Source organism: Thermincola ferriacetica (assembly GCF_001263415.1).
Lineage (GTDB): Bacteria > Bacillota > Thermincolia > Thermincolales > Thermincolaceae > Thermincola > Thermincola ferriacetica.
Window position 1 is genome coordinate 77,597 of the sequence record NZ_LGTE01000004.1, and the last position, 15,850, is coordinate 93,446.

15 protein-coding genes and 1 pseudogene are annotated in these 15,850 nt (G+C 45.7%); 3 read left to right on the forward strand and 13 right to left on the reverse strand.

The features are described 5' to 3' along the window. Positions 1 to 4 precede the first annotated feature (4 nt). The 11 genes from Tfer_RS04530 to Tfer_RS04575 all read right to left on the reverse strand — a co-directional run bounded on the left by Tfer_RS04530 (position 5) and on the right by Tfer_RS04575 (position 11,925). Positions 5 to 1,630, reverse strand: a complete 1,626-nt coding sequence (locus Tfer_RS04530) for an ABC transporter substrate-binding protein (RefSeq protein WP_013119853.1) — start codon at positions 1,628 to 1,630, stop codon at positions 5 to 7. 147 nt (positions 1,631 to 1,777) lie between these two features. After that, on the reverse strand, positions 1,778 to 2,347 hold the full coding sequence (locus Tfer_RS04535; protein WP_013119852.1) for a lytic transglycosylase domain-containing protein: 570 nt from the start codon (positions 2,345 to 2,347) through the stop codon (positions 1,778 to 1,780). Between the two features lie 20 nt (positions 2,348 to 2,367). Then, on the reverse strand, positions 2,368 to 2,967 hold the full coding sequence (gene coaE, locus Tfer_RS04540) for a dephospho-CoA kinase (protein WP_013119851.1): 600 nt from the start codon (positions 2,965 to 2,967) through the stop codon (positions 2,368 to 2,370). A gap of 158 nt (positions 2,968 to 3,125) precedes the next feature. Next, positions 3,126 to 3,788 (reverse strand): sporulation membrane protein YtaF, encoded by a 663-nt coding sequence (gene ytaF, locus Tfer_RS04545; protein ID WP_052217080.1) that lies wholly within the window; start codon positions 3,786 to 3,788, stop codon positions 3,126 to 3,128. Between the two features lie 92 nt (positions 3,789 to 3,880). Next, a complete protein-coding gene (gene mutM, locus Tfer_RS04550; protein ID WP_013119849.1) occupies positions 3,881 to 4,708 on the reverse strand; it encodes a DNA-formamidopyrimidine glycosylase in 828 nt (275 codons plus the stop codon). A gap of 69 nt (positions 4,709 to 4,777) precedes the next feature. Further along, positions 4,778 to 7,438, reverse strand: coding sequence for a DNA polymerase I (gene polA, locus Tfer_RS04555; RefSeq protein WP_052217081.1), 2,661 nt, complete (start codon positions 7,436 to 7,438; stop codon positions 4,778 to 4,780). A gap of 191 nt (positions 7,439 to 7,629) precedes the next feature. Then, the gene (locus Tfer_RS04560; protein WP_052217082.1) at positions 7,630 to 7,950 is read right to left on the reverse strand and encodes a hypothetical protein; all 321 of its coding nucleotides are present in this window, start codon (positions 7,948 to 7,950) and stop codon (positions 7,630 to 7,632) included. Between the two features lie 34 nt (positions 7,951 to 7,984). Further along, positions 7,985 to 8,173, reverse strand: coding sequence for a hypothetical protein (locus tag Tfer_RS16270; RefSeq protein WP_152908969.1), 189 nt, complete (start codon positions 8,171 to 8,173; stop codon positions 7,985 to 7,987). Between the two features lie 57 nt (positions 8,174 to 8,230). Next, a complete protein-coding gene (locus Tfer_RS04565) occupies positions 8,231 to 8,413 on the reverse strand; it encodes a hypothetical protein (protein WP_052217083.1) in 183 nt (60 codons plus the stop codon). A gap of 45 nt (positions 8,414 to 8,458) precedes the next feature. Then, positions 8,459 to 9,931, reverse strand: a complete 1,473-nt coding sequence (locus tag Tfer_RS04570; protein WP_083436781.1) for a glycosyltransferase family 2 protein — start codon at positions 9,929 to 9,931, stop codon at positions 8,459 to 8,461. Then, entirely contained in the window at positions 9,898 to 11,925 is a 2,028-nt protein-coding gene (locus Tfer_RS04575; RefSeq protein ID WP_052217085.1) for a TPR domain-containing glycosyltransferase, read from the reverse strand. The genes Tfer_RS04570 and Tfer_RS04575 overlap by 34 nt, the downstream gene beginning before the upstream one ends. Positions 11,926 to 12,189: 264 nt before the next feature. Between Tfer_RS04575 and Tfer_RS16275 the strand changes: the two genes are divergently transcribed. Beyond that, positions 12,190 to 12,387 carry a hypothetical protein gene (locus tag Tfer_RS16275; protein ID WP_152908970.1) on the forward strand — a complete coding sequence of 66 codons (198 nt, stop codon included), beginning with the start codon at positions 12,190 to 12,192 and terminating at the stop codon, positions 12,385 to 12,387. A gap of 208 nt (positions 12,388 to 12,595) precedes the next feature. Continuing rightward, a pseudogene (locus Tfer_RS17255) lies at positions 12,596 to 12,757 on the forward strand (DUF6385 domain-containing protein); the annotation flags it as partial. Positions 12,758 to 12,773: 16 nt separating this feature from the next. On the opposite strand, the gene Tfer_RS04580 reads toward Tfer_RS17255, so the two are convergent. Then, on the reverse strand, positions 12,774 to 14,132 hold the full coding sequence (locus Tfer_RS04580; RefSeq protein ID WP_052217086.1) for a DUF4349 domain-containing protein: 1,359 nt from the start codon (positions 14,130 to 14,132) through the stop codon (positions 12,774 to 12,776). 15 nt (positions 14,133 to 14,147) lie between these two features. After that, complete coding sequence (locus Tfer_RS04585) at positions 14,148 to 14,747, reverse strand: RNA polymerase sigma factor (RefSeq protein WP_052217087.1); 600 nt, start codon at positions 14,745 to 14,747, stop codon at positions 14,148 to 14,150. A gap of 289 nt (positions 14,748 to 15,036) precedes the next feature. Here Tfer_RS04585 and Tfer_RS04590 point away from each other — a divergent pair, with 289 nt between their 5' ends. Further along, a complete protein-coding gene (locus Tfer_RS04590; RefSeq protein WP_242843546.1) occupies positions 15,037 to 15,771 on the forward strand; it encodes a carbonic anhydrase in 735 nt (244 codons plus the stop codon). Positions 15,772 to 15,850 lie beyond the last annotated feature (79 nt).

Sequence of the window (15,850 nt, forward strand, 5' to 3'; positions counted from 1 at the left end):
CTGACTACCTGGCCAACCAAACTCTTTCCAACGGTTTTATATTAAGCCTTGACATATATAAATTTTTCACCCTGGGGCTTACCAAACCGGTCTGGGCGGAATAGTAAAGCACTACTCCCACACTGTCGTCCATCAGCATCTGCTGCGCTTGTTTGTATAGTTCCGTTCGCTTCCTTTTATTTGCTGTTTCCCTTGCTGCCAGAAGAATTTGGTCAAACCGGGGATTTTTATAAAAGGCGAAATTGGCGTTACCGACCTCAGTGGAGGCAAATAGGGGATAGAGAAATGTCTCGGGGTCGGGGTAATCCGCAACCCAACTGAGGCGAAACATTTGCGAATTCCCTGCCACCAAATCTTCCAGATAAGCCGCCGGCTCCATGTTTACCAACCGCACATTGATGCCAACTTTCTTAAGGTGGGCCTGAACAATCTCCGCTACCCGCTGATTGAGCTCTGACGTGTTATATTTCAGTTCTATAACAGGCAACCCTGCCCCTTTCGGATACCCAGCTTTATCCAGCATTTCCAGGGCTTTCGCCTGGTTGTATTCATAACCTCGGACATCATCCCCAAATCCCGGAATACCTTTAGGCACAATCCCCTTTCCATATACTGCCTGGCCCTCAAGAGCCGTTATAATCTCCTCACGGTTAACTGCATAATTTATAGCTTTTCTTAGATATTTATTGTTGAAGGGAGGCTTGTTTACATTAAACACATACATGGTAACTTCCAGCAGGTCTGTGGTCTTGACCTGCCCCGGAAATTCACCAGCCACAGCTTTTAGCTGTCCCGGCGGTATCCGGTCAACCAGATCCAGGTTGCCTGCCCTGTATTCATTTAAAGCTGTTGTTTCTTCTTTGATAAAGCGATAGATTACTTTGTCCAGATATGGCCTGCCCTTAAAATAATCGGAATTGGCCTTTAATTCTATTTGGCTGTTATTCCAGTCTTTTACCCGGAACGGTCCTGTCCCCGCGAGCAATCCTTGAGCCGCCTGAGTCCCAAAGTCTGTTCCCGCTTTCTCCACTGCAGACCTGTCAACAACAGCCAAACCTGGGTGGACCAACACATATAAGAATGTGGGGCTGGGCTCGGCCAATTCCATCTCCAGGACGTATTTGCCTCTAACCCTTATACCGGTTGTTTCCTTTGTCTTACCTGCAAGCTTTTCCCGTCCTCCCTTGACCACCGTTAACAGCCCGGAAAGCTCGGAAGCTGTATGGGGATCTAAAATTCGTTCGAAAGAATACTTAAAATCTTCGGCTGTTACTTCCTTCCCCGAATGAAACCGGGCTCCCTTAGCCAGGTAGAAAATATATAAGCGGCCGTTGTTTTTAATTTCCCACCGTTCAGCATGGGCCGGCCTAATCTCCATATTTTGAGGGTCAAGAGTAAGTAACCCCCGAAATACTTGCATGCCTACTTCAATGCTTGCTGAATCGTAGAGGTGAGCAGGGTCGAGGGATTGTACGGGAGCAGGGAGGTGAGCCCTGAGTACGCCTCCGAGCAGTGGGTTTTCTGAACCTTGAGTCGGCTTATCTGCAGCCGTTGAACACCCGGTAAAAATCACGGAAGTCCATATAAATATAGTATAAAAGAACAGCCTCCAATTAAACCTAAATACCACAGGTTTTCACCTCATCCCGGCTATTTAGGTCTAAATTCGACGACTTTCCCAATTTTTCCTTTTATTCCTTCAAACATATTACATTCATTTAATGTTTTTGAAAATTTTCAGGGGTTTTGCGACCCACAAATTAAAGCATATTTTTTTCTAGCCCTCGCCGTATATCCAACGGTATTTTTCATATCCTTTCAAAACACGTTTCACGTATTCCCTTGTTTCCGGAAACGGTATATCTTCCACAGTCTCATGCCGGCCGCTCCACTGTCTGGTCTGTATCCATTGTTTTACATTACCCCGCCCTGCATTATAGGCAGCAATCATGAGTATTTTGTCATTGCCAAACTCTTTGCTCAGGTCGGCTAAATACCAACACCCTATTTTTATGTTAATTTTTGGGTCGTACAGGTCGTCAGGTTGAAAACCTTCCAGATTCATCTGTTCAGCAGCCCATTTTCCCGTCTCGGGCATAATTTGCATGATTCCACGCGCCCCGCGGTACGATTCCGCCTCCTCGACGAAATGACTTTCCTCCCTGATGATGGCTGCTACCAAATACGGATCCACCTCATATTCCTGCGCGTATTTGAATATCATTTCCCGGTAAGGAAAAGGATATAATTTGCGCCAAAACCATTTGCTGGTCAAAAGCAGGGCAAGAAGCAACAATAAACCAAGCCATTTCGTCCTTTTCAAAACTTTTCTTAAATCTATAAGCAAGAAAATCACTCCAAAATCCCTTATTCAGTTAAGGATTTCATTAATTGCTCTATTTGTTTTCTGGTATTGGCCAAACTACCGTCATTGTTGATTATTCTGTCGGCAAACCTCAGCTTTTCTTCCAGCGGCATTTGGCTGTTAATTCGCGCCAGGGCCTGCTCTCTGGTAAAATTATTCCGTTTCATGAGCCGTTCAATCTGCGTTTCCGGGCTGACATAGATAACCCAGACTTCGTCAACCAGTTTATGGAGTCCGACTTCCAACAGCAGTGGCGCATCAATTACCACCACCTGCCCTTTTTTATTTTGGGCCCTGTATTTTTCTGCTTCCGCAGCTATACTTTTAATTATTTCCGGATGAGTTATTTCATTCAATATCTTTCTTTTCACAGGGTCATTAAATATTATCTGCCCTAAAAGAGGCCTGTTAATATTGCCATCATCCTTCAGTATTTCCGGGCCAAAAGCTTGTACAATTCGCTGCCAGGCCGGTTCGCCCGGAGCAACAACCTGCCGCGCTACTACATCAGCGTCGATTACCTCGGCTCCCAATTGCCGCAAAATTGAACTGACAGCGCTTTTCCCTGAAGCAATGCCGCCCGTAAGGCCGATAACCTTCATCTTTACCTCCGCCTTTTCCGTGACCCCTGGTTGGCTTCAAATTTAGCCTCCTCAGCGTAATAGTTTAATATAGTTCTACCAAAGTTATTCTTTTCCTGCCCATAATGGTCTCTTAAGGGCCAAACAAAAAACGCGCCTGTAATCTTGCGCGCCCAACTCTATAATTTTATTACTCTCACCACTCCGAGCAAAACCAGTACCCAGCCGTGGACGGTTGCAGCCTTTTCGCCAAGCCACCTGGCGGCATAACGCCGGCCGATCCAATCCCCTGTGCCTACCAGAACAAACTGGGTTACCCCCACTATAACGGGTGCCGTATAGGGCCTAAAGCCGGTCATGGCAGCTCCTAAACCGGCCGCCAGCGCATCCATTGCCAGGGCCAGGCCCAGTAAAAACGCTTCTCTCCAGGAAATGACCCCCGACCTATCAATATCCGCCCGGACAGGTTCTCTGATAATCTGTATTACTAAACCCAGGGGCCGTAACTGAATCTTCAGCAACTCAGTTTTTTCCCCGTTTCTTTCATCGGCCTCGCCGTGTTGGCCGGACTGTCGGGCCCGCAACCTGGTCTGGTAAATTATCCAGCCGCCAACAGTAATTAAAATAGCTGCACCCACAGTTTCAGCCACTTTCAGGGACACAATTTTTGTTATTGCCTGGCCCCCCAACATGGAAACACTTATAGCACAGACCGAAGTCAGACTTATTATGCAAAGAGACAGTACAGGTATTTTTATTTTGCGTATACCGTAAGATACGCCGACCGCAAACCCGTCAAGACTCAAAGCCAGGGCAAAAAGCAGGACTGATACCCATTCCACGCCGGTCTTTCCCCCTCCCCTCTGATTATCACTGCAATATATGAAAAAGGGAGAAAAAGAGTGCAGGTCCGGAACCGGACCTGCACTCTTTTTTACGCCTTTTGACACCTGCCACAGTAATATGAACTGCGGCCGCCGATCTTTTTCCGTAGAATGACTGAACCACAAACGGGACAGGGTTTTTCTTCTTTCCCATAGACTTTAAGTAAGTCCTGGTAATTACCGCTCTTACCTTCACCGTCAACATAGTCTTTAATGGATGTGCCGCGGTTTTCTATGCCCTCGGTTAAAACCTCGACAATAGCCCGGTGCAGCCTGCTTATTTCACGCTGATTAAGGGTAGAGGCCAGGCGCTCCGGGTTTATTTTGGCCCGGAATAAGGCTTCATCGGCATATATGTTACCGATTCCCGCGATAAAGGTCTGATCCAGAAGTAAAGCCTTTATTTTGGTCCTTTTTCTTTTCAGTTCTTTCTTTAAAAATTCTTTGGTAAACTCCTCTGTAAGCGGCTCCACGCCCATAGTTCTGAGCCCCGTGATTTTATCCAACTGGTCGTCAGGCAGCAGGTACACGCGACCAAATTGCCTCTGGTCTGTAAACCTTAGTTCATTATCGTCACTTAAGTGAAATACAAGATGGGTATGTTTCGCCCGGACAGCCGTTCTTTCCGAATATATCAACTGTCCCGTCATCCTTAAGTGGAAGACGATAGCATATCCGCCGGAAAGGTACAGCAGCAGGTACTTTCCCCGCCGTCCTAAATTTAATATTTCCCTGCCGGCTAGTATTTGTTGAAATTCCTCAACGGAAGGTTCTTTGATCACCTTGTCCATAAATATGTCCACATGCTGAATTGATTTGCCCAAAAGCTTTTCTTCCAGCGAACGCTTAACTGTCTCTACTTCGGGTAGTTCAGGCATAACATCATCTCCTCAAATGTTTACATAAGGTGTCCACAACCTTAATTATAGCAAACCCATTCTGTAACTTTAATCGTTAATTTTCTCCATGTCGTACCAGTTGAACCCCTTTTTCATGTCTACTTTTAATGGAACCGTTAATTTAACGGTGTTCTCCATACATTCCCTTACAATGCCTGTAACTTTTGGAAGTTCTTCAGGCGGCGCCTCAAAAATAAGTTCGTCGTGAACCTGCAGCAGCATGCGGGCTTTTAAGCCTTCTTTTTTGAGGCAATCGGCAACCCGGACCATGGCCAGTTTTATTATATCGGCGGCACTGCCCTGAATTGGAGTGTTCATGGCAGTGCGCTCCCCAAAGCTGCGAATATTCCGGTTGGGGCTTAAGATGTCGGGCAGGTAGCGGCGCCTGTTGAGCAAGGTGGTTACATATCCCTGTTCCCTGGCCAACCTGACTGTCTCCTCCAGGTATTTTTTTATACCCGCGTACCGGGCAAAGTAGTTTTCAATATACTGCCTGGCTTCTTTTCGGCTTACAGAGATATTTTTCGCCAGCCCAAAATCACTGATGCCGTAAACAATTCCGAAGTTAACAGCCTTGGCCCGGCTGCGCATCTCCCCGGTTACTTCCTCCAAAGACACGCCGAATACTTCCGCGGCAGTCCGAGTATGAATATCCTCGTCATTTCTGAAAGCCTGGACAAATCTTTCATCCCCGGAAAGGTGCGCCAGAATCCTGAGCTCGATCTGGGAATAATCTGCACTAAGGATTATCCAGCCTGGTTCGGAAGGTACGAAGGCCTTCCTGATCCTGCGGCCTTCTTCCATACGGATAGGTATGTTCTGCAGGTTTGGTTCAGTACTGCTCAACCGCCCCGTTGCCGTAACCGTCTGGTTAAAGGTGGTATGGACCTTTCCCGTAACGGGATTTATCAAAGGAATTAACCCGTCCACATAGGTTGACTTCAGCTTGACCAACTGGCGGTAATGAAGCACCCTGGCCACAATTTCATGCCTTTCCGCCAGGGTTTCCAGGACCTCAACGTCTGTCGAATACCCTGTTTTCGTCTTTTTAATGACCGGTAAACCCAGTTTTTCAAAAAGAATGGTTCCCAACTGCCGGGTAGAATTGATATTGAATTCCTCCCCGGCCAGCCTGTAAATATCCCCAGTAATCCGGTCGATTTCCGTACTTAGATCCACAGACATGGCTTCCAGGTATTCCTTGTCCAATTTGACCCCGCTGAATTCCATATCGGCCAGAATATGCAGGAGGGGCATTTCCACATCAAAATACAGGTCAAGCATGTTCAGCTCGGCCAGCTTCTCATGCAGTACAGGTACCAGCCGCAATATAATATCGGCCTGGGCACAAAAAGACCTGTAGTCTTCTCCAGGGCTCAACTCCTGCCCCAAATACTTTATAGATAAAGCAGCTAAGTCGAGGTTGGAAACAGAAGGATCCAAAAGGTAAGCCGCCAACATGGTGTCGAATCCTGCGCGGACAGGCTTGTTGCCTAAACGTCGCAGTAAGATATCGGTCCTTTTGGCATCATGGAAGCATACCCGGCCCTTCGTCCAAAAGATCGCATCCAGGATACGGGTAAGTTTATCTGCAGGCTGCAGTTCCTCACCGGCAAGATACCCGCCGCTCCCCGGTTCGGCTGACCAGGCCAATCCAAGAATGCCGGCAGACCATGGGTCCTGGTTTGAGGTTCGTAAAACAAGGGCCATGTCTTTTTTCTGTTCCGCAAATCGGGTTATAGAAGCTAAAGCCTCGTCAAAGTTATACTGTCTGTACTCGCCATTAATTTGCAATTGCTTGGCTTCATCAACAGGTTCAAATAATTTTTCCGGCTGTTCCGGCGCCTTTTCCTGGGCCAGCTTTGTCAAAGCCTTAAATTCTAAACTCCGTCCCAACTCCAAAAGTTTCGCGTAGTCAGGTTCTTCCACCACACACTCCCGTAAATCTATCTCTATAGGCACATGCCTGATAATCGTAGCCAGTTTTTTGCTGAGAAGAGCCTGTTCCGCGTACTGCTCGAGTTTTTCCCGGAGTTTTCCGGCAACTGTACCTCTTTGGGCCAGCAGTTCTTCCACGGAGCCATATTCCCTGACCAGTTTGGCGGCCGTTTTTTCTCCAATACCCGGCACCCCGGGGATATTATCGGAAGTATCGCCCATTAATCCTTTCATGTCTATTATCTGCGCAGGTTTGAGCCCGTAACGTTCGGCCACCTTGTTTTCGTCGTAAAGTTCCATTTCTGATATGCCTTTTTTGGTTAACATAACTCTTGTTTTGGGTGAAACCAACTGCAACGCGTCCCTGTCGCCCGTAACAATTACAGTTTCATATCCCATTTCTTCTGCTTTCAAGGAAACTGTACCTATTATATCATCAGCTTCATAACCTTCTATTTCGTAAACGGGAATGCGAAAAGCGCGCACAATTTCTTTCACCAGGGGAAACTGGGGCTTCAGTTCGTCAGGTGTTGCTTTCCGGTGCCCCTTGTAATCTTCAAAATGCTCATTGCGAAAAGTAGTTTTCCCCTTATCAAAAGCTATGGCCAGGCAGGCTGGTTTTTCTTCGTTCAAAACCTTCATCAGCATGGTTGTGAAGCCGTATACGGCATTTGTATAAACGCCCGTAGTGGTTTTTAAGAGCGGTAAAGCGTAAAAAGCCCGGTAAACCAGGCTGTTTCCGTCTATAATAATAAACTTGCCCTGGGTCATGGCAGCCCTCCTTATCCTGTAACAGGCCATTTATATCAGTATCATTATAGCACATCAGGGTTATAAGAAAAACCAGGCCGTATCTTTTCTTTTACCAGTTCCTGTTGCTTTTTCTCAGCTTCCAGTTAAATTTTTTTCGGGCTGGCAAAGCCTGCGGGATGGCTTTGGTGCCACACCTTGCGAACCAAACTTTAGATACCTTTTGTACTTTTTTCTATGTCCTGGGAATTGGCCCACCCGAAATATTTAACGCGCAATGGCGATAGAGCGCCTTTCAGCTCTGTAATATTACAGGGGAAACGGCCGCAGTACTGTGGTGCCTCCAGCCACTTGTACACATAGCCGGGGATGTGACAGACCAGGAAAGGGCGGTAAATCTTATGGGCCTGCCAGAACTTATCCTCTCTGTAATGCTTTTCATCCCAAAAATCATACAGACGAAAAGCGTAATATTCAAATTCCGTCTGGTTAATCAGTTTTGGCATTTCCTCAACAACTTTATCTTCAAACATCTCATCGACGTAAAGGATTAAAATTCAGTCGGGGTCAGTTTTCACATTTTCCTGCCACTGCTTTTTGCGTAGCCTTGTATTCGGTAGAAAAAGTAGATCGTTTTGGGGTTATCGAGGTAAGAGCTATTCCTTGCAGGATTTCACGGCAAATATCTACCGTGTTATCGATGGAGTCATCATCAATTATAACAGCTTCATCAACATAGTGTCGGGCATGGGCCAAAACCCTGACCAGGTACCGTCCGCCTCATTCCGGACAATCATAGACAAGGTCAGTTTATTACCACAGCTCTTCCTCTGCCAGTTCTCCCCCCCGCTTTTTTTGCCGGAATTCCCGCCTCTTTTTTGCCGGTTTGATCCTTCTTTTGTATTCCGCCACTTTAGGTATAATAATTTCATCTATCAGATCGATACAACTTAACAGGCACCTGGCCAGATTTTTCTCCTCGTTACGGACAATCATGCACAGGCTGAGTTTATTATGTTTATTATGTTTCTTTTGTTTTCTTTATGGTTTGTTTTCATCTTTCCAAAGCAAAATATCCTTAATGTTATCCATTAGTTTTTTGCATATTTCAGAAGTATTGCCTACTTCAACAGCCTTGTAGCAGGCCAGGGTAACTGCTGCTTTTGCCAAGGCAGCAGTTGCAGCAGTACGCAAATTTTTTAACGCAATTTGTTTATCATTTAATATTTCTAAAAATCTGGGAATAAAAAGCTGGGCAATATTTAAATCACTGATCATGATATCCCGGATGAGACCGAGAATCAGATATATTACAGCCTCATCATCAATTTCCCAGTCTAGTTTTGTCAAAAGCCTATATTTCGTGTCCGGTGGGCAGAAACCCAAAAAATCCTCTAGCCTGACTCGCGGGTGATGGTTTTTGTAAATGTTTATTAACTTATGCAAAGGGTATAGATAATTGGGCTGGGATTGTAATGCCAAAAAATAAAATTTTACAGCCTTATCCCAGGAGTGTTTTGCCTCATTTATTTCACCTAAGACCTGATATACTTGGTGTTTCTTTATTCCCAGGTGATGTGGGGAACCAAAAGACAGGTGCATCATACATTCATTGATATCTTTTTCAGCTTCCGATAACTTTCCCATATCCAGCTTGGTCAACCCTGATAAAAACGACTGTTCCGGCGCCAGGGGGTAAAGGTCCTTATATCGGGTGATTAGCAGGTCCATCTCTGAAAGTTCGCCCAGTTTATAAAGACATAATCCCATTTTGATAATCAGGTCGGGCATATAGCCTTCTCGCACGGAAAGTGCGGACAGGGCCTGCCTGAATAAACTGAGGGCTTCCTTGAAACAGTCGGAAACAAAGTATTCACAACCCAAACTGTACAGCAGAAAAGGGTTACCCGGCTGTTCCCTCAAGGCTTTGATAATAACACTGGTATTGCGCTTGACTTTACTTTTCTTTTGGATTAATTCTGATAAGTACCCGTCGTGGTAAATAGTTAATGGTGCTCTTTTCAGGAAGTTTTCGCCGGCATGATGGCTTATGGAGAGCCTGACCTGTTCATGTATTGCTCCTGTAAAACGATATTCCGGTTTGTTGCGGAACAGACGGACTACAAAATCTTCACTGGTCTCAAATTCCCGTAGAGCTCCAAGTAAATTGACAATCCTGATAAAATACCCCTCCACCCCGGGATCACTTAAAAGTTTTTTCACCTGGTCTCTACTTTCAAAGACCAGCACTTCATCGGCATCCAGCACAAGTATCCACTCGCCTGAAGCCTGGGCCAGAGAAAAGTTACGAGCATTACTGAAATTATCATCCCAGGCACAGTCAAATACCCTGGCGTTAAATTTTTTCCCTATTTCCCTGGTAGAATCAGTCGACCCTGTATCAACAATAATGATTTCGTCAACCAGGCCGGAGACGCTTTTGAGGCAACGGGGCAGCATGGCTTCCTCGTTTTTTACAATCATACACAGGGATAACAGTGGTAAAGAGTGCATGGTTGCACCTCGATCAGGTTATCCTTAATTTTTTGCTGCAGTTTTAACATTTCGGTATTCTCCGGATATTTTTGCAGGCCCTCTTCCAGGATTTTTATTGCCATATCCTGATAAAGCCGGGCCAGTTCCCAGTTAACCTGCGGCGAATTGCAGCCTGTTTGCAAAGCTTTGTATAAATGTTTTTCCGCTTCAGCCAGATTGTTTTGGGCCCAGCAGGATTTCCCCAAACGATACAATACTTGCGGATCCGCACTGTCTTCCTCCATAAGCTGCCGGTATTCAAGTTCCGCTTTATCATATCTTTCATATTTAAAAAAAAGGTCTCCCAATAACCTGGCCGGCCGCCTGTCAAAAAGGCGTTTAAAACAGGCCCAGGCATTCTCCAAGCTATCAAGTTCACCTGATTCTATCAAATTCTCCAGTAATTCATTAACCATAGGAAGCACCGATTCTTTGGGGTTCTTTAAATCTTCAGGACCGACCTGCCTGCCCTCACGAAGAATTTCCAGAACTTCGGCCAGCGCCGGGTTAGTACCTGCGGCCTTAATATTTTTCAGGCAGGTGGCAGCTTTTCTGTTCTTTTTCATTAACCAGTAATGAATGAACAGATTACCCTGCGCCATAGAATAAAAGTCGTTTTCAGGGGGAATTAGGTTAAGCTCCTGAATAGCGGACACGTATTGTTTGGTTCTTAACAGGCTCAGCCCTTTAATTAGATGTATTGGGGCCGATTCCACCCCAAGACTCATCGCCGTATCGCAACATTGGACTGCCAGTGGGTAAGCCCTCTCCCGGAAAAATATGCGGCCCAAATCCACCTGGAGTACCGGGTCAGAAAGGTCAAAAACGCTGTTGAGAGCCTGCATGGTATATTCAGGATTGTCTTTCGGTCTTAAAATACTGATGATTCTGGCCAGGGAATGAATAGCTCGCGGATTCTCCCTGAGAGTTTTTATGTAGTAATCAAGAGCCGTTTCCTTATCCATAAAATATTCAGCTAATTCACCGAGCCAGTGATATATTTTATCTTTATAATGGCAGTACTGGTTGCCGTAATAGGCAGGCTGGGGGGAGACAGACAAGCTCTTTTTAAAGGAATCATAAGCTTCGGTATAAAGGCCAAGTTCCCGGCAAACAGTTCCTCTCAGGTAATAAAGGTCACCACAGTCCGGAAAGTTTTTCATCCACGAGTTGTCAATGAAGCGGAGGGCTTCCTGCAGGTTTCCCAGCAAATAGTAGCATTTTGTAATGTAGCGCATTAATTTGGGAACGTAAATTGCCTGCAAGTTGACTTTATCAAGAACGAAAAGAAATTCCTCCAGGGCTTGGTCAAGCCGGGCAACCCGAAAGTGTTCTACCCCCAGGTGAAAACGGTCCAGTAAATTATTGGGGTTCTTTTTGACGGCTTTCTCAAGCAGCCTGGTGTTCCGTTCCGCCTTATTTTTGGCCTCAATTTCTTCCTTTAGATAACCATAGTGGATAATACAAATGTCTTCGGCAATGCTTATTTTGGCATCAGGGTTAACAGCCAGTATGCTGTCACATATCTGTTCATGAATTGCTCCGGAATAACGGTATTTCCTGTTATACCTAAAGAGCCGGAAGATTACGTCCGGTGATATTTCGACCCGTCCTCCGGTTTCATAGTAGTTAAGGACTTTAATGAGGTAACCCTCCGCGTCCCCGTGGTTGATCTTTGCCAGCAGCGCCGGGATACATTGACGGTCTAATTCCTCATCGCCGTCCAGGAATAAAACCCAATCGCCGGAAACCTTATCCAGGGCAAAGTTGCGTGCCTTGCTAAAATCATCGCGCCATCTGATAACATAGACTTTATCAGTAAATTGTTTGGCAATCTTTACTGTTTTGTCAGTGGAACCGGTGTCGACCACGATTATTTCGGCGGCTATATCCTTTATGCTCGCCAAACACCGCTGCAAGTATTTTTCTTCATTTCTCACCACCAAACAGATACTCAGCCTCTTCCCTTCCACTTCCGAAACACCTCTTTTTGTTGCTCTGCCTTATAATATGGTCAGTCCGTAATAAAAGTTCCCGCCCGTTATACCGAAAGTAAGAACCATTTAATAACATATTTGCATACTGTAAATAAAGGCGGGTTTATGTAAACATAACTCAAAAGATTACTCATTGACAGTTTTGAACACATTATAAGGAACGGAAAAAAATGCCTAACCTTAAAGTACTTCAAGACAACCTGACCAAATGCGTATAAAAATTTTCGTGTCAGAAGAAGTGTGAACTTCGGTACCGTCAGCATTACAACAGATGGTGCTCCACCGGGCACAGCCATTGAAAGTCCGTCTCCCACTGAAGCCGTTGAAGTAGTTGCCAACAAAACATCTACCACATACAGCGGCGCCAGAGCACGAAACCGTATCGGCTACAACGCATGGACCTTTGCTATGCAGCTATCAATTCAGCCAGTGCCGTAACGCTGAACATTGTCTTCCAGGCTCAGAAATAAGGCTGCAAAAAATATTAAGGGGGGATATTACCATCCCTCCTATTCATTACATTGTTACGAGGTGCCAGGTTTATGGATGCAACCTTTGTGAACATTAAACTGACAGCCTACACCACAAATAAATATAACACTGTCTTTTTGCCTGACGGGCTGGAAATCGATGTTCCGCCCAGAAATCTGATAACATTAGTCCCAAATTATTTTTCAAATATGCCACCATAGGCTATAAATCCAAGTCAGCGGACCATCCGGCAAAACTAACAGTGTGGTTCCAGATGACCCGGCCACCAGCTTGGAAATGTCGCTCGGTTGGAAATCTCCCTTGTTATGGAGCTTAAGCGCCAGGTGTCTTTTTTATTGCTTACTTTTTTTGAAGTATCTAAACATTAACAATCCACCTATTATGACAATCAAGTAAGGCAAGACAGAACCCAGCAATACAATCAACCGTTCAAGTAACCTGAGCAGATCCCGACAGCTCTCAACAAAAGCATTCCAGGCCCTCTTAACAACTCCTTGAGAGTCGGGCGCATTTTTATCGCCAGCTTCCCGCACTTCCAGGTGAATGGTAGCCATCTCTGTAACATTGCCAAGATAATTAATTCTCACCTCAATACTTTCGATTTCCTGCCGCACCCTGGTTAACTCATTTTCCAGAGCCAGGACATCGCTCAGGGATGCGGCCTTGTCTACCAGCGTCAACAGCCGTGATTCCTGCCTTCTAAGATTTCTCAGCCGGGCACCGGCGTCCCTGTATTCTATGGAAACGTCCTCACCAGCCAGTCGTTTGGAAACCACCTGGCCCAGTTTTTCAAATTCAGCTATGGCAGTCGCAAACTTGTTTACCGGCACCCTTACTACGAAACGGCCGGTTTTCGTGCCATCATTATTTTCCTCGGAGTTTTCCACGTAACCGCCAAAACTTTCTGCCAACATACCAATATCTTGTACCGATTTATCAAATTTCTGCACCTTAATAGTTAACCAACCGTTCTTTATAATTTGCCGCTGCTGCACGCCGGTACCGGCCTGTGATTTTATATCCGCTCCCCCGTTATTTGCGGGAACCGCGGCCAGGATATCCGCTTTATCACTTTCGGCCATTGACACCTGTTTATCGTTGGTTTCGCCGCTGCCCGTCGGCCCGCCATATGTTGGGACTGCCTCATTATGCAATGCTTTGTACCGCTCCTGCGAGCCACTTTCTTTTGTTACAGCTTTTTGACCATCCTTGGCTCCAGTCACTAGACTATATTCTTTAGCCTTCGAACCGCCCATTTGGGGTAATGCACTTATGTTATATAATCCTCTCTGGTTCATAACCTTATCTGCCACCAAACCGATACCAATACCAAGTAATAACACTGCCGCCGGAACAATCCACCGGGCACGGAAAAAATTCCACCCTTTTAAGCTCTTTTTCCAATCCCTGATAAATGATAGCCTGCTTTTTGCACTGCCCATTCCCCGTTTTTCATCTCCAATTTCCTTTTGCACAGCCTGCAACCTGACTTTCAACTGCTCACGAAAATGTTCCGGCGGGGCTATTTCACCTAAAGACTTTATAACAGCCACTGCTTTTTGGAGGTCTGCCAGTTCCTGGCGGCACCCTGCACAAAGAGCAAGGTGTTGTGCCACGGTCTCTTTGTCAGATGGGTCCAAAACATCGTCAATATATGCAGACAGTAAATCGCGAAAATCTTTACATTCCACAGCAATCCCTCCTTTCTATTTGGAACAGGAAATGCCGTCAAGCAATTCCTGCCTCACCAGCAATTTTTCCTTCAGGGCATGCCGGGCCCGGTTAAGCCTGGATTTCACCGTGCCAGGCGAACACTGCAGCATGGATGCAATTTCTTCGTAGGAAAACCCCTGAATATCGCGCATAATAATTACTGTCCTGTGTTCCACCGACAGGGAATTTAAAATTTCCTGAACCTCCTGCTGCCATTCCTTCCGGATGACAGCATCTTCCGGAAGCTTTGAGATACTGCCTTCTTTACGCATTGCAGATCCCTTCTTATTATCCATCAATTCTTCAATAAAAACGGTTTTTTCCCGCGCACGCTTACGCAGTTCGTCTTTGCATACATTGGTAACCACCCTGTACATCCATGTCAGAAAAGCCGAGTTTCCCCGAAAGGAATGGAGAGATTTATAGACACGGATGAAGGCCTCCTGGGCAATATCAGACGCATCTGCGTGATTGCCGAAAAAACGGTAGGCAATGGTATAAACCTTATTTTCATATTTGGCCACCAGTTTGGTAAAGGCCTCCACATCGCCTTCTTTGCTTTGGGCAATCAAGACTTCGTCCGACAGACACACCCACTACCCCTCCCCTCTCCTGAACACATTCATTTTTTTGACGCTTGACCTACCGTCAAAGTTCCGGGCAGCAAAAAATTTTTAAACCAACTTTCTATTGGTGCCAAAAATAATCCTGCCCCAAACCATATTGGTATAAAAGAGAGGCAGCAATTTTTGCATGCTTCGGTATTTAAAGAAAAATTTATCTATTATATGGTAGGAATTTTAACCTCAGACAAAGAATATAGAATTTTATAAATTATCAAATAATTCATGGAGGTGTTTGTTCATGCAAGGAGGTAAAACCTTGCGGTACATCCTGGCAATACTTCTCATTGTCGCCGTGGCCGTTGTTTCAGGATGCGCCGTACAACAGCAAACGGCTGCCCCAACGACCGAAAAAGAAAAGGCAGCGCCTGAACTCTATACCAGGGGAGAGGTAAAAACCGCCGAAGAGGCTAAACAACTGCTGGTCGAAGGTAATCAAAGGTATGTTACAGGCAAGGTGCTGAACGACGACCTGAGCAGCAGCAAGCGGGAAGATCTGGTCAAAAAAGGCCAGCATCCCTTTGCCACCATACTGACCTGCTCCGACTCCCGTGTTTCCCCCGAAATCCTGTTTGACCAGGGACTGGGCGATGTGTTTATCATCCGCACCGCAGGCAATGTTGTCGAGCCTGTAGATATCGGAAGTATTGAATATGGCGTTGAGCACCTGCATACCCCTGTCCTGGTGGTTATGGGCCATTCCAACTGCGGCGCTGTTAAGGCAACAGTGGAAGCTGTTGAAAAAGGCGATAAAATGGAAGGTAACATTGGGGCTATTCTCACTAAAATTAAGCCTTCTGTTGACAAGGTTAAAGCTGCTGGCGCTTCCGGTGACGACCTTTTCAAAAATGCTGAGAATGAAAACATTAAAGCCGTCATAGCTGAAATTGAAGCCAAAAGCCCGGTGGTCAAAGAACTGGTTGAACAAGGGAAACTTAAAATTCTTGGCGCCAAGTACCACCTGGATACCGGCCAAGTTGAGTGGTTAGAATAATGTAAATATCTTCTTTTATTTGATAAGGCTTTGGGTAATTACCCCGAGCCTTAAATTTTTGGTCAATTAAACAGCAGGT

Bases quoted from the DNA above. Each gene is read 5' to 3' on its own strand.
- coaE (WP_013119851.1), bottom strand. From the start codon at position 2,967: ATGAAGGTTATCGGCCTTACGGGCGGCATTGCTTCAGGGAAAAGCGCT.
- mutM (WP_013119849.1), bottom strand. From the start codon at position 4,708: ATGCCTGAACTACCCGAAGTAGAGACAGTTAAGCGTTCGCTGGAAGAA.
- polA (WP_052217081.1), bottom strand. From the start codon at position 7,438: ATGACCCAGGGCAAGTTTATTATTATAGACGGAAACAGCCTGGTTTAC.
- Tfer_RS04560 (WP_052217082.1), bottom strand. From the start codon at position 7,950: ATGTTTGAAGATAAAGTTGTTGAGGAAATGCCAAAACTGATTAACCAG.
- Tfer_RS04565 (WP_052217083.1), bottom strand. From the start codon at position 8,413: ATGATTGTCCGTAACGAGGAGAAAAATCTGGCCAGGTGCCTGTTAAGT.
- Tfer_RS04570 (WP_083436781.1), bottom strand. From the start codon at position 9,931: ATGCACTCTTTACCACTGTTATCCCTGTGTATGATTGTAAAAAACGAG.